The sequence below is a fragment of the Clostridium sp. AM25-23AC genome (assembly GCF_003435125.1).
In the GTDB taxonomy this organism is placed as follows: Bacteria; Bacillota; Clostridia; order Lachnospirales; family Lachnospiraceae; genus Pilosibacter; species Pilosibacter fragilis.
In genome coordinates this window covers 52,087-66,142 of record NZ_QWGI01000009.1, presented here as the reverse complement: position 1 = coordinate 66,142, position 14,056 = coordinate 52,087, and the positions used below count along the sequence as shown (strand labels likewise).

The following is a 14,056-nucleotide window of genomic DNA, read 5'->3' as shown; positions in this document are numbered from 1 at the left end:
GAAAACATATATGCCAGTAATTTCTCCAATTTGTTGAAAATTAAGAAAAATTAGAGTATGATTACAAAGAGATAATCGGACAGAAAAGGAATTAGTCCGGTACAAATATGAAAAGTAAAATACCCGAAAAATATGGAAATGACGGCAGCATTTCGTGAATTTTCAGGCGGGATATGGAGGAAAAAGACATGGAATATAGAATTGCAACGATCTCCGGTGACGGAATCGGTCCGGAAATCGTGAGAGAAGCAAAGAAAGTTTTAGATAAAACAGGTCAGAAATACGGTCATAAATTCAACTATGAAGAGGTCCTCATGGGTGGAATCTCCATCGACACCTACGGTGTGCCGCTGACAGACGAGGCGCTGGAGACCGCAAAGAAGAGTGACGCTGTTCTTCTCGGTGCAGTCGGTGGAAATGTCGGCAACTCCCGCTGGTACGATGTTGCCCCGAACTTAAGACCGGAGGCAGGACTTCTTGCGATCCGTAAAGGATTAAATCTCTTCGCAAATATCCGCCCGGCATACCTCTACAATGATCTTGCAGGCGCATGCCCGTTAAAACAGGAGATCATCGGTGACGGCTTCGACATGGTCATCGTCCGCGAGCTGACCGGAGGCCTTTACTTCGGTGAGCGCCACACAGAGACCGTAAACGGTGTTGAGCAGGCGACAGATACTCTCGTTTACAGCGAGAAGGAGATCCGCCGCGTAGCGATCAAGGCATTCGAGATCGCCATGAAGAGAAAGAAGAAAGTAACAAGTGTCGATAAGGCAAACGTTCTCGATTCCTCCAGACTCTGGAGAAAAGTTGTTGCGGAAGTCGCAAAGGACTACCCGGAAGTCACTCTTGAAAATATGCTGGTCGACAACTGCGCAATGCAGCTCGTTATGAACCCGCGCCAGTTCGATGTGATCTTAACAGAGAACATGTTTGGCGATATCTTATCCGACGAGGCGAGCATGATCACCGGTTCCATCGGTATGCTGTCCTCCGCAAGCTTAAATGAGAGCAAATTTGGTCTCTACGAGCCGAGCCATGGTTCCGCACCGGATATCGCAGGAAAAGACATCGCAAATCCGATCGCGACGATCCTCTCCGCAGCTATGATGCTCCGCTTCTCCTTCGACCTTGACAAGGAAGCAGATGCTATCGAGGATGCGGTCAGAAAGGTCCTCGCAGAGGGCTACCGTACCGTCGATATCATGGACGAGGGCAAAAAGCAGGTCGGAACCACCGAGATGGGAAATCTGATCTGTGATAGAATCTGATAAAATAAAGCAGAACGAGACTGGCAGAATACATGAGTTCATGTGTTCTGCCTTTTTTATGTAACAGGAAATTCCCTGTTACATAAAAAGGCACTAACGTGTCCAAGATGCACACTCGCGCGAAGATATAGATTGTCGCAAGCGACCGTGCGAGGCGCGAGAATGTGCCAAGGCACATTCTTTTTATAGAAATCCGGAAGAAATTGCCTACAGCAGTCATATATTTTAAAAAAAATTACCAAAAATGAAAAAAAGTTTGCATAATTCGGGGCAAATCAAAAATTTATCATTGATTTGCCCGGGCACTTGTGTTAGGATATATGTCAAATCATCCTAAGGCGTCGCGTTACACTGGTAGAGAAGAGACAGAGTAAAGTGCGGCGCCGGATCGAGAGACAAAGGCTGAATGTGTGGTCATTCCTGAAAGGACCGATCATAGAGCAATCAGAGAGAGGGGAATAAAACTATGAGCAGAGTTTACAACTTTTCCGCAGGACCGGCTGTGCTGCCGGAAGAAGTATTGAAAGAGGCAGCAGCTGAGATGCTGGATTATAACGGTACCGGAATGTCCGTTATGGAGATGAGCCACCGCTCAAAAGCGTTCGAGGAGATCATCCAGACAGCAGAGCAGGACATCCGAGACCTCTTAAAGATTCCGGATAACTACAAAGTCCTGTTTTTACAGGGCGGCGCTCACCAGCAGTTCGCTGCAGTACCGTTGAACCTGTTCAAGAACCGTGTCGGCGATTACATCATCACTGGCCAGTGGGCAAAGAAAGCATGGAAGGAAGCAAAGCTTTACGGAACCGCAAATGCCATCGCATCCAGCGAAGACAAGACATTCAGCTATATTCCGGACTGCTCCGATCTTCCGATCGACGAGAATGCTGACTATGTCTACATCTGCGAGAACAATACGATTTACGGAACAAAATTCCACACACTCCCGAATACAAAAGGAAAAACACTTGTCTCTGATGTCTCCTCATGTTTCCTCTCAGAACCGATGGATGTCACAAAATACGGCGTGATCTACGGAGGCGTCCAGAAAAATATCGGACCGGCAGGTGTTGTTATCGTGATCATCCGTGAGGACCTGATCCGCGAGGATGTTCTTCCGGAGACACCGACGATCATGCGCTACGATGTCCAGGCGAAGGCCGGATCCCTCTACAACACTCCGCCATGTTACGGAATCTATATCTGTGGCAAGGTCTTCAAATGGCTGAAGAAGCAGGGCGGACTGGAAGCTATGAAGGAGAGAAACGAGAGAAAGGCAAAGCTCCTCTATGATTACTTGGACGAGAGCAAGCTTTTCCACGGAACTGTCCGCAAAGAGGACCGTTCCATCATGAATGTGCCGTTCGTTACAGGTGATAAAGATCTGGATGCCCTGTTCGTAAAAGAGGCGGAGGCAGCCGGATTCGTGAACTTAAAAGGACACCGTACCGTCGGCGGCATGAGAGCCAGCATCTACAACGCAATGCCGGAGGAGGGCGTTGTGAAGCTTGTAGAATTTATGAAGAAATTTGAGGCGGAACACGCGGACGCGTAAGACTGCCGGATGAAAATATCAGAGGAAAAATCATGAGAAATATTTGTTGTTTAAATCAGATCTCCCACTATGGCACAGACCGCCTCACAGGAGACTATAAACTTGTAGATGATATTAAGGACGCGGAAGGAATCCTGGTCCGCAGCGCGTCTCTCCACGAGACAGAATTCCCGTCCGGACTCCAGGCCATTGCCAGAGCCGGAGCCGGAGTCAACAATATCCCGCTCGACGAATGTGCGAAGAAAGGCATCGTCGTATTCAATACACCGGGCGCAAATAAGAACGGTGTAAAGGAGCTTGTTCTCGCAGGCCTGTTCCTGACATCCAGAGACGTTGTCGGTGGTATCGGGTGGTGCAGGGAACATGCCGGGGAAGAGGACATTGCGAAGAAGATGGAGAAGAGCAAAAAGGCCTTTGCAGGAAACGAGATCAAGGACAAGAAGCTCGGCGTCATCGGTCTCGGTGCGATCGGCTGTGAGGTCGCAAACGCTGCCGCGGCTCTCGGAATGGAAGTTTACGGGTATGACCCGTTTATCTCCGTCAACGCCGCATGGATGCTGTCTCGCTCCGTAAAACATATCATGGACGTGAACACGATCTACAAAGACTGTGATTACATTACAGTCCATGTGCCGCTTCTTGATTCCACGAAGGAAATGATCAACAAGGATGCTTTTGACCAGATGAAGGACGGCGTCGTGATCTTAAACTACGCGAGAGACCTGCTTGTAAATGATGATGATATGGCAGAGGCGTTAAAGTGCGGAAAGGTGAAGAAATACATCACCGACTTCCCGAACGCGAAGACTTCTGCAATGGAAGGCGTGATCGCTACACCGCATCTTGGCGCATCCACGGAGGAATCCGAGGACAACTGCGCGGTGATGGCTGCGGATGAGTTAAAGGATTACTTAGAAAATGGTAATATCAAGAACTCTGTAAACTATCCGGCGTGCGACATGGGAATCTGTCAGGTGGCAGGAAGAATCGGCCTGCTCCACGCGAATATTCCGAACATGATCGGTCAGATCACGTCGATCCTTGCTGCTGAGGGAATCAACATCGCCAATATGACGAACAAGAGCCGCGACAAGTATGCGTACACGCTTCTTGATCTGGAGAATCCGGTGAAAGAGGAGGCGGTTGCCCACCTTGAAAAGATCAGCGGAATGTATAAGGTCCGCGTGATCAAGGGCTAAAAAATATAGTCGAAAAGAGAATAATACGGCTGCATAAGAAGATGGCAGCTGTGAAATGTAATTGTAATTCATCCATGTACGAAAAATCGTCATGGATGAATTGCGTTTATAGAGAATTGAGTGTAATATAGAGGCAGGATAAAATAATATGGGGAGGTAACAGGCATGGCAGTAGTGAGACCGTTTTCATGCGTGCGCCCGGCAGCAGAACATGCGGCAGAGATCGCGGCACTTCCGTATGATGTATACAACAGGGAGGAGGCAAAGCGAGAGGTGAAGTCCCATCCGCTTTCCTTCCTCGCCATCGACCGCCCGGAGACGGGATTCCCGGACACGGCGGACATGTACGCGCCGGAGGTCTATGCCCACGCAAAGGATCTTTTCGAACAATGGGTGAAGGACGGAAACTATGTGGAAGATCCGAATGAGACCTACTATCTCTATGAACTCACGATGAACGATCATCCCCAGACAGGAATCGTGGCATGCTCAAGCGTAGATGACTATGTAAACGGCGTGATCAAGAAGCACGAGAATACGAGAGAGGAGAAGGAACTGGACCGGATCCGCCATATCGATGTGATGGACGCCCAGTCCGGACCGATTTTTCTCGCATATCGCCCGGTAAAACGCTTAAAAGAACTGGTTGCACTTGCAAAAGAGGAGAATCCGCTTTATAATTTTATCTCAGAGGATGGAATCAGACACCGGGTATGGAAAATCGGATCCGGTGATATGATAAAAGAGATCCGGGAGGAATTTGAAAAGCTCCCGGCGACATATATCGCAGACGGTCATCACCGCGCGGCTTCTGCCGTGAAGGTTGCCTTAAAGCGCAGGGCGGAACACCCGGACGCGCCGAAGGACGCCCCGTTCAACTACTTCCTCTCCGTACTGTTCTCAGAGGATGAACTGACGATCCTGCCGTATAACCGTGTAGTGTGGGATCTGAACGGACACTCGGAGGAGGAGCTCTTAAAGGAAGCTTCGAAGCTTTTTGAGGTCTCCGGACCTTTAAAGGAAGCTGTGGAGCCGAAGGAACGCGGTGAGGTCGGCATGTACCTCGGAGGAACATGGTATGATCTGAAATTAAAGGCGGGAGTCCGACCGGATGATCCGGTGAAGGGACTTGACGTGTCCGTGCTCCAGGAGAAATTCCTGGCTCCGGTGCTTGGAATCGGAGACTCGAGAACGGATAAGCGCATCGACTTTGTGGGCGGGATCCGCGGCGTGAAAGAACTGGAGCGCCGCTGTGAGGCGGACATGAAGATCGCCTTTTCCATGTATCCGACATCGATGGAAGAACTGCTGTCTGTTGCGGACGCGGGGCTTCTGATGCCGCCGAAATCGACCTGGTTTGAACCGAAACTGCGAAGCGGAATTTTCATCCACCGGCTGTAGCCTGAAACTTGGGGTCAGCCGACAGGATTTCTGGAGATCGAAATGGGACTGCAGTCGTGGAGCCGCCGGTATCACAGAAACCTGACATCACAGGAGAGAAAGGAATATTGTTGTGGGAAAGATTATTTTAACAGGAGACCGTCCGACAGGTCGTCTTCATGTAGGACATTATGTAGGATCTCTTAGAAGAAGAGTAGAGCTTCAGAATTCCGGAGAGTATAGCGATATCTATATCATGATTGCTGACTCCCAGGCGCTCACAGACAATGCGGATAACCCGGAGAAGGTCCGCCAGAATATTCTGGAGGTTGCGCTCGATTACCTGTCTGCAGGTCTTGATCCGGAAAAATCCACGATCTTTATCCAGTCCATGGTGCCGGAGCTCTACGAGATGACCGCTTACTATATGGACATCGTTACGGTTTCCAGATTACAGAGAAACCCAACCGTAAAGAGCGAGATCCAGATGAGAAATTTTGAGGCCAGCATCCCGGTAGGCTTCTTCACCTACCCGATCAGCCAGGCAGCAGATATCACAGCCTTCAAGGCAAACGTGGTTCCGGCTGGTGAGGACCAGATGCCGATGGTTGAGCAGACAAGAGAGATCGTTCACAAATTCAATACGGTATACAATACAGATACTCTTGTTATGCCGGATATTCTTCTTCCGAGCAATGACGCATGCCGCCGTCTTCCGGGCACCGACGGAAAGGCAAAGATGAGCAAATCCTTAGGAAACTGCATCTACCTTTCCGATACAGAGGAGGACGTAAGGAAGAAAGTCATGTCCATGTACACAGATCCGAACCACTTAAAGGTAAGCGATCCGGGACAGGTTGAGGGAAATACCGTCTTCACATATCTGGACGCATTCTGCAAGGACGAATACTTCGCAGAGTTCTGGCCGGATTACAAGAACCTCGACGAGGTGAAAGAGCACTACAAACGCGGTGGACTTGGCGATGTAAAGGTCAAGAAGTTCTTGAACCGTGTGCTTGAGGAGGAGCTCCGTCCGATCCGCGAGAGAAGAAAGAGATGGGAGCAGGACATCCCGGCTGTATACGAGATCTTAAAGAGCGGAAGCGAGAAGGCAGAGCGCGTGGCTGCACAGACATTAAAGGAGATGCGTGCGGCTATGAAGATCAACTACTTTGACGATGCGGCGCTGATTGCGGAGCAGAGTAAGAAGTATAACGGTTAATATAAAAGCTGAATCTGCAGATGAATGGATTCGGGAAAAGTGAATAAAACAGACTGGATGCTGCATATATTATACCCATGGTAAAGCGGGGGTGTCTGTATGCGGGAGCTGGTACTGGAATTGATGGGGGAATACGGCAATCTTGCTGTGTTCCTCCTTATTTTAGTTGAAAATCTCTTTCCTCCGATCCCGTCGGAGGTGATCCTGACCTTTGGGGGCGTCATGACGGTCTGCACGGACATGACGCCCGTCGGTGTGATCCTGTTTTCCACTGCCGGATCGCTGGCGGGGGCTGTCATTCTATACAGCGTGGGACGGTTTCTGCCGGATGAGGTGTTCCGGAAACTGCTCTGCGGACAGATCGGACATCTGCTTCACTTCCGTCTGGAAGATGTGGATCTCGCGAAAGGATGGTTCAGGGAACGCGGGAGATCGGCGGTGTTCCTGTGCAGGCTGATCCCCATCGTCCGCAGCCTGATCTCCATCCCTGCAGGGATTGCCAGGATGCCGTTTGTGCCGTTTCTTGTCTTTACGGCGGCGGGAAGTCTTCTGTGGAACACGGTCCTCGTCTATGCCGGGAGGATCGCTGGGGACTCCTGGGAGAAGGTGTCGGCGGCCTTTGGGGTGTATTCGGATCTGTTTCTCATGATAGCTGGGATCTCCATCGCCTTTGCTGTCCTGTTTCGCGGGTGCGGAGAAAGAAGAAAGCTGTAGAAGCCATATAGAAAGGTCATTGCGGATGGGAGAAGGATGGAAAAAGAGAGTGAATTTCCTTTGCGAAATAATATAATTATTTGAATAATTATATACAATAGAACAATAAACTAATAACAATAAAATAAAAAATATTTTTTCTAAAAACATATTGACAAATGAGAAGATATCGAATATAATGAAGACAACAAAAAGAAAGAGAGAACAAAGCAAAGAAGACGAAAAGGTTCGTACTTAAAAAATCTAAGTAAAGGAGGTACAGTCCACCGAACACATAAGTCTCGTTCCATTTTTCAAATTTGAAAAATCCGGAACAAAGGAAAAACACAAAACCGGGTAATTAATCGAAAAAAAGATTATTTGAAATCCTTCAAGATATGACGAGAAAGTATCAAAAAGAGAAATACAATAATCGATATGAGAACGAAAAGAAAGATAAGATTTCGGAAAAAGCCGGCGGAGTGAAAAAGGAAAACTTCATATAGAAAAAAATCTAATGAAAATGAGGTAAGATCCATTGGATAACGCAGAACATTAAGGTGGGTATCGAAACAAGAAAATTGATTCGGTACCCACTTTTTATGCGCAGAAAAGAATTGCTGCCACTTGCTTTTGGGGGAGAGTAGCAAACTGTCTGTACGAACCAGGTGCAGGTCTGTAACCGGGCAGGCTTATTAATCTGTATTAAAGCCCTTCACAGTCAAACGGTGGCGTATATTCTTCTTTCGCGCTGCTTCTTTCCTGCATAAACCCTTCCGTGAGACCGAGGTCAATCGCGGTGTCAACGACTTTGTTGTACTCATAGGAGGTGATCCGCCGGTTGATCTCCGGATATTCGGTGCTCCTGTAGAACGGCGTATACTGGCTCATGATGCTGATAAGGTACTGGTGATCCGGGAGATTTTCCCTGATCCAGTGCAGGAGGCGGATCGAGTCCTCTTTTGCGCCCGGAAGGACCATGTGGCGGATGATGACGCCGCGGTCCAGCATTGATGGATTCCTTTTATTCCAGGAAAGTCCGCCGGTGAGGCGGATCATTTCTTTTATGGCGTCGGAGGCTTTCTCGAAATAGTCCGGGGCGGCGGAGTATTTCTTGGCGAGACCGCTGTCCATGTATTTGAGGTCTGGAAGCCAGATATCGACGTAGTCTGCGAGATCACGGATCGTTTCAAGCTTTTCGTAGCCGCCGCAGTTAAAGACGACAGGGATCTGAAGCTTCGGCTTCGCGAGATCCAGGGCGCGGACGATAGATGGAGCGAACTGGGTCCCGGTCACGAGGTTGATGTTTGCGGCGCCTTTTTCCTGGAGTTCCAGGAAGATATCGGCGAGACGGGAGACGGAGATGGTTTTTCCGTAGTTTTCGTGACTCAGCTGGAAGTTCTGGCAGAAGACGCAGCGTAACGTACAGCCGGAGAAGAAGACGGTTCCGCTTCCGGTGGTGCCGCTGATGCAGGGTTCTTCCCACATATGCAGGGCGGCCCTGGCGGCGCGGAGCTCGTGCCCGGCGCCGCAGAAGCCGGTGGATGTTGTTCGGTCGGCATGACATTCCCTTGGACAGAGGGTGCATGATCGGTAGATGGATTCGGTTAACATAACTTTACATACTTCTTTCGTGGTGATTTATGAGCCAGATGCCTGCAGATGATCGGTATTCAGGCACTGGCGGTCGGGCAAAATGCTTTCAAGGGATCATGTGGATCAAAGCGCTGGTTCAGGATCTTGCTTTGTCGGAATTGTATTCAGCCCGATCCGGGGTATCCGGCAGGTAGTGGTAGAGGTCCTGATAGTGCTCGAATTCCGCATCGGTCTCCGGAAGGGCGGGGATCAGGCCGGTACAGTCGGTGGCGGAGCAGGCCTGGATGTCGATGTCCCAGTCGGCGCTGGTAAGCAGTTTCTTTGATGAGTTTTTCATGGAATCACCTCCTGAATTATAGTTTTCATCGAAAAAAGAAAATAAAACAGGAAAGTAATTCAAAAAAAATTATATAGTGCAGGATTTCTAAATTATAAAAATGTCTCAAAACAGGAGAATTTAGTAATCTACCTGTGTTTTACATAACAATGACAAAGCGCTTGGGGTAGTTAAAATTAATAGTAACTGTTCAGTAGGTCTGCGCACTTGCTGCGCTGACCGTAAGAAAACATAGGCTGGAGGGCAAAAATCCCATCAGCGAAGCTGATCTGGAATGGATTTTTGCGTGTAACTATGAAGGTACTGAATAGTTACAATTAATATCTATCTATTTAAGATAATCAGTAATAATACCCCAGGCGCCCTCCAATTTCTCCAGCGTCCACGCCGCATTCGCCGGACTTGTGGACGGCAGGGAGACTGCCGGGATGACGGTTGCGGATTCCTGATATTTTCTGTAGTAATTCCAGGATGTCTTTCCGTTGCAGAAGATCGCCCGGATGTCGGCTGTGGACAGGATCCGGGAGAGATCGTTGGGCACGACATCGCGGATGGAGCTGTCGCTGGAACCCTCGATGGAGCAGGATGCGATCACATCCCAGAGGGCAATATGATGGGAGAGGAGAAATTCCTTTTTCTCATCAATACTGCCTGGAACCGGAACCGCGAGAATTCCGGCCAGGGTCTTCCAGAAACGGTTCTGCGGGTGGTGATAGAAAAAATGTCCTTCCCTGGATTTGACGGACGGGAAGGAACCGAGGATCAGAATCCTGGAGGCGCTGTCAAAAACAGGCGGAATCGGGTGTGTGACGGTATTCATGATAAATATCCTTTCAGATATATTTTAAATGATAAAATTGCTATCCATGTTGTATTGTAGCGTTTCTGATATTTTTTGTAAACATAGAAATTTCATACTTTTTTTATTGCCTTATGGGGAAACTCAACTTATAATGATTAGGTATCACAAAATCATGGGTCAATATACCCAAATGTGATATATGCGCAAAAGAAGTGGAGAAAATCAATGGACAATAACAATCAGAACAGAAATGGCGGAAAGCGGCCAAGCGGACAGAATATCGGGGTGCTCGCCCTGATCCTAGTGATCACGCTGATCGCTGTGACCGTTATGAACAACATGGTCCGCAAAAACCAGACCCAGGAACTCGGGTATGAGGAATTTGTGGAATACTTAAAAGAGGGAGAGATCGATACGGCGAAGATCTCCAACAACAGGATCTACTTAACGCCAAAGACTTCTTCCACGAAGCTTTCCCGCTTCATCCAGTATTATACGGTAAGAATCCCGGATGTTGATCTTGCAGAGCGTCTTTTAGATGCCAACGGGGTCCATGTGGTGGCGGAAGATACGAGTACGAGCGCGAGTATTTTAAACTTTCTGATGGGATGGGTACTCCCGTCGGCGCTCATGATCGGACTTCTCTATATGATGTACAGCCGGATGGGCGGCGGAGGAATGATGGGCGTTGGAAAGAGCAACGCCAAGGTCTACGTCCAGAAGGAGACGGGAGTCACGTTTGCTGACGTAGCGGGCGAGGACGAGGCGAAGGAATCCCTTGTGGAGATCGTCGATTTCCTGCACAATCCGCAGAAATATTCAAAGATCGGTGCAAAACTGCCGAAAGGAGCGCTCCTTGTGGGACCTCCAGGAACAGGTAAGACTCTGCTTGCGAAGGCGGTAGCCGGTGAGGCACATGTTCCGTTCTATTCCCTTTCCGGTTCTGATTTCGTGGAGATGTTTGTCGGCGTGGGTGCGTCTCGTGTCCGAGACCTCTTCAAGCAGGCACAGCAGTCCGCACCGTGTATCATTTTTATTGATGAGATCGATGCCATCGGACGCAGCCGTGACAGCCGGATGGGAGGAAATGATGAGAGAGAGCAGACCTTAAACCAGCTGCTTTCCGAGATGGATGGATTTGATTCCTCTAAGGGACTTCTCGTCCTGGGCGCGACGAACCGTCCGGAGATCCTGGATCCGGCACTTTTGAGACCGGGACGTTTTGACAGACGTGTGATTGTTGACAAGCCGGACCTGAAGGGCCGTGTCAATATCTTAAAGGTACATTCCAAGGATGTGCGCCTGGATGAGACTGTCGACTTCGAGGAGATCGCCCTTGCGACTTCCGGTGCTGTGGGCGCGGATCTCGCGAACATGATGAACGAGGCGGCTATCAACGCAGTCAAGAACGGACGCCAGGCTGTCTCCCAGAAAGACCTCTTTGAGGCTGTGGAGCTTGTTCTCGTCGGAAAAGAGAAGAAAGACCGGATCTTAAGCAAAGAGGAGCGCCGGATCGTCTCCTACCATGAGGTTGGACACGCGCTTGTCACCGCGCTTCAGAAGGATGCTGAACCGGTCCAGAAGATCACGATCGTTCCGCGTACCATGGGAGCGTTGGGATATGTCATGCAGGTTCCGGAAGAGGAAAAATATTTAAATACGAAAAAAGAACTTGAGGCAATGCTTGTGGTTTCCCTTGCCGGACGTGCGGCTGAGGAACTCGTGTTTGACACGGTGACGACAGGTGCTGCGAACGATATCGAGCAGGCGACAAGGATCGCGAGAGCGATGGTCACCCAGTATGGTATGTCTGAGAAGTTCGGTCTTATGGGGCTTGCGACCCAGGAGAACCAGTATCTGACAGGACGCACCGTCTTAAACTGCGGTGACGCTACGGCGGCTGAGATCGATACGGAAGTCATGAAGATGTTAAAGAACGCCTATGCTGAGGCAAAGCGTCTTCTCTCCGAAAACCGTGATGCGATGGATCAGATCGCCGCGTTCCTGATCGAGAAAGAGACGATCACAGGCAAGGAGTTCATGAAGATCTTCCGCCAGGTGAAGGGAATCCCGGAGCCGGAGGAAGGAAAGAAAGAAGAGAAGAGCCGTATGGGAGGCGAGTTCGCGGAGGACGCGGCGAGCCAGCCGGTACAGGCTGCTGAGGCTTTGGAGGCCCCGACGGAGCAGAATCCGGAGCAGCAGAACTAAATATGGATAAATGTGGGCAGGGTGACAAAAAGTGTCATCCTGCCCATTTTTCTATATCAGCAAATTAAAAGAAATAATTCATGAAAAAGACAAGAATATCTGGTAAAATAAAATACAGATTTGAACACAGCTCAGAAGACAGCAGAAACGTATTGCGAATGTCCGCTTTGCAGGGCTGGAAATGGAGAGAGAAAAGAGAATTTTTATGGATCAGAATGATTATGGAAAGAGAAAAGCGGTCTGCAGACATGCGGCGGGATTTATGGCGGCGGTGATACTCGCGGCAGCGGGACAGCCGTCTATGGCGTATGCGTCTGAAAAACTTCAGACGAATGACCCGTCCGCGTCAGAGCAGTGGGCGTTCTTCAACGATGGATCGTTCACATCGGAAGAGGTTACGAAGTATCCGGTCTACTCGGATCCGTTCGGTCAGCCATCGGAGAATGCGGAGCTTCTTGGAACTCTCGTGGAGGTAAAGAAGAGACAGGCGGTTTCCGGCGTGGATATCAACCTGAAACAGGCATGGGAGACATATGGGAACGGAAGCCATGATACCATCGTCGCAATGATCGATACGGGAATTGATGCTTCTCATGAAGATCTGAAGGACACTTTATGGGTTAATACCGATGAGATTCCGGGAAACGGCATCGACGATGACGGAAACGGCTACGTGGATGATTGTTATGGGTGGAATTTCTACAATAATAACAATCAGATCTTCATCGGGAATGAGGACAGCCACGGAACCCACGGGGCCGGGACGATCAGTGCCGGGACAGGAAACGGGATCGGAATCTCGGGAATCGTTCCGGGAACCCGGGTTCGGGTGATGGCGTTAAAGGCTCTTGGGGGAAATGACGGCGGTGGAAGTACGGCGGCTGTCATCAAAGCGATCAAATATGCGGAGGATAACGGTGCGGTGATCTGCAACCTGAGCCTGACGTCGACGACAGATGATAAGGCGTTATATGAGGCGATGAAGAATTCCGGTATGCTGTTTGTAGTGGCGGCGGGAAACGGAAATCCGAAGACAGGAAAAGGCGTTGATACGGACGTGATCCCGTTTTATCCGGCGGCGTATGACCTGGACAATATTATTTCCGTCGCGAATCTAAGCTTTGATGGGGCACTGTCCGCAAGCTCCAACTATGGAAAAACGACTGTGGATCTTGCGGCGCCGGGAAGTTATATCTTAAGTACGACCCCTGGAAACACCTATGGATACATGAGCGGAACGTCCATGGCGGCACCGATGGTGTCCGGGGCGGCGGCAATGATCTATTCGTATTTTGACGGGATCGGGGTTGCGGATGTGAAGGAGATCCTGATGTCCACGGTGACACCGATGGAGAGTCTCAAGGACGTGACGGTGTCCGGCGGTATGCTGAATGTGGGCGCAGCCCTTTCCTATGATATCAGCAGTCTATCGAGAAAGGGATTTCAGATCGGTGGAACGAGACCGGAGAACGGGACGGCTCCATATCTGGAAATGCAGACCTCGAACCGGAATGGCGGAATGTATCTGACTGTCCGCGTCCTCGATATTGACGGGGATCTTGATAAGCTCTTCTATGCAAAGGGCGAGCATACAGCCGGGGAGTTTGCGAACGGGACTGTGGAAGAAACGGCGTTTACGGTGAATGAGAAGGATATGGCGGCGTTCCAGATCACGGAAAAAGGAACGTATACGTTCTATGCTGTGGATAAGAATGGAAATGGAGCGGTGAAGATCGCAAAATTCGTGTCGGAGAGCGACGGACCGGGGGCATTTCAGTAGGATCCTGATGGGA

11 protein-coding genes are annotated in these 14,056 nt (G+C 49.7%); 8 read left to right on the top strand and 3 right to left on the bottom strand.

Annotation, left to right across the window (positions count from 1 at the left end; genetic code table 11):
• Positions 1-188 precede the first annotated feature (188 nt).
• The 6 genes from leuB (at position 189) to DW677_RS07330 (ending at position 7,341) form a co-directional block, all read left to right on the top strand.
• Positions 189-1,271, top strand: coding sequence for a 3-isopropylmalate dehydrogenase (gene leuB / locus DW677_RS07355; protein WP_117470390.1), 1,083 nt, complete (start codon positions 189-191; stop codon positions 1,269-1,271).
• A 466-nt stretch (positions 1,272-1,737) separates the two neighbouring features.
• Positions 1,738-2,826 (top strand): 3-phosphoserine/phosphohydroxythreonine transaminase, encoded by a 1,089-nt coding sequence (gene serC / locus DW677_RS07350; RefSeq protein ID WP_117566773.1) that lies wholly within the window; start codon positions 1,738-1,740, stop codon positions 2,824-2,826.
• 32 nt (positions 2,827-2,858) lie between these two features.
• The gene (locus DW677_RS07345) at positions 2,859-4,025 is read left to right on the top strand and encodes a phosphoglycerate dehydrogenase (RefSeq protein ID WP_117566772.1); all 1,167 of its coding nucleotides are present in this window, start codon (positions 2,859-2,861) and stop codon (positions 4,023-4,025) included.
• Positions 4,026-4,190: 165 nt separating this feature from the next.
• Positions 4,191-5,426, top strand: a complete 1,236-nt coding sequence (locus DW677_RS07340; RefSeq protein WP_117566771.1) for a DUF1015 family protein — start codon at positions 4,191-4,193, stop codon at positions 5,424-5,426.
• Positions 5,427-5,538: 112 nt separating this feature from the next.
• On the top strand, positions 5,539-6,627 hold the full coding sequence (gene trpS, locus DW677_RS07335) for a tryptophan--tRNA ligase (RefSeq protein WP_117566770.1): 1,089 nt from the start codon (positions 5,539-5,541) through the stop codon (positions 6,625-6,627).
• 99 nt (positions 6,628-6,726) lie between these two features.
• Complete coding sequence (locus DW677_RS07330; RefSeq protein ID WP_117484372.1) at positions 6,727-7,341, top strand: DedA family protein; 615 nt, start codon at positions 6,727-6,729, stop codon at positions 7,339-7,341.
• Between the two features lie 684 nt (positions 7,342-8,025).
• On the opposite strand, the gene DW677_RS07325 is transcribed toward DW677_RS07330, so the two are convergent.
• The 3 genes from DW677_RS07325 to DW677_RS07315 form a co-directional block, all read right to left on the bottom strand.
• Entirely contained in the window at positions 8,026-8,934 is a 909-nt protein-coding gene (locus tag DW677_RS07325; RefSeq protein WP_117566769.1) for a radical SAM protein, read from the bottom strand.
• Positions 8,935-9,052: 118 nt separating this feature from the next.
• Entirely contained in the window at positions 9,053-9,253 is a 201-nt protein-coding gene (locus DW677_RS07320; protein WP_015553651.1) for a hypothetical protein, read from the bottom strand.
• 328 nt (positions 9,254-9,581) lie between these two features.
• Positions 9,582-10,073: a DNA-deoxyinosine glycosylase gene (locus DW677_RS07315; protein ID WP_117566768.1), complete on the bottom strand. Its 492-nt coding sequence runs from the start codon at positions 10,071-10,073 to the stop codon at positions 9,582-9,584.
• A 207-nt stretch (positions 10,074-10,280) separates the two neighbouring features.
• Between DW677_RS07315 and ftsH the strand changes: the two genes are divergently transcribed.
• Complete coding sequence (ftsH, locus tag DW677_RS07310; RefSeq protein WP_015553649.1) at positions 10,281-12,263, top strand: ATP-dependent zinc metalloprotease FtsH; 1,983 nt, start codon at positions 10,281-10,283, stop codon at positions 12,261-12,263.
• Between the two features lie 205 nt (positions 12,264-12,468).
• Positions 12,469-14,043, top strand: coding sequence for a S8 family peptidase (locus tag DW677_RS07305; RefSeq protein ID WP_242992123.1), 1,575 nt, complete (start codon positions 12,469-12,471; stop codon positions 14,041-14,043).
• The last annotated feature ends 13 nt before the right edge of the window (positions 14,044-14,056 follow it).

Bases quoted from the DNA above. Each gene is read 5' to 3' on its own strand.
- DW677_RS07305 (WP_242992123.1), top strand. From the start codon at position 12,469: ATGGATCAGAATGATTATGGAAAGAGAAAAGCGGTCTGCAGACATGCG.
- serC (WP_117566773.1), top strand. From the start codon at position 1,738: ATGAGCAGAGTTTACAACTTTTCCGCAGGACCGGCTGTGCTGCCGGAA.
- leuB (WP_117470390.1), top strand. From the start codon at position 189: ATGGAATATAGAATTGCAACGATCTCCGGTGACGGAATCGGTCCGGAA.
- DW677_RS07320 (WP_015553651.1), bottom strand. From the start codon at position 9,253: ATGAAAAACTCATCAAAGAAACTGCTTACCAGCGCCGACTGGGACATC.
- DW677_RS07315 (WP_117566768.1), bottom strand. From the start codon at position 10,073: ATGAATACCGTCACACACCCGATTCCGCCTGTTTTTGACAGCGCCTCC.
- ftsH (WP_015553649.1), top strand. From the start codon at position 10,281: ATGGACAATAACAATCAGAACAGAAATGGCGGAAAGCGGCCAAGCGGA.
- DW677_RS07330 (WP_117484372.1), top strand. From the start codon at position 6,727: ATGCGGGAGCTGGTACTGGAATTGATGGGGGAATACGGCAATCTTGCT.
- DW677_RS07325 (WP_117566769.1), bottom strand. From the start codon at position 8,934: ATGTTAACCGAATCCATCTACCGATCATGCACCCTCTGTCCAAGGGAA.
- DW677_RS07340 (WP_117566771.1), top strand. From the start codon at position 4,191: ATGGCAGTAGTGAGACCGTTTTCATGCGTGCGCCCGGCAGCAGAACAT.
- DW677_RS07345 (WP_117566772.1), top strand. From the start codon at position 2,859: ATGAGAAATATTTGTTGTTTAAATCAGATCTCCCACTATGGCACAGAC.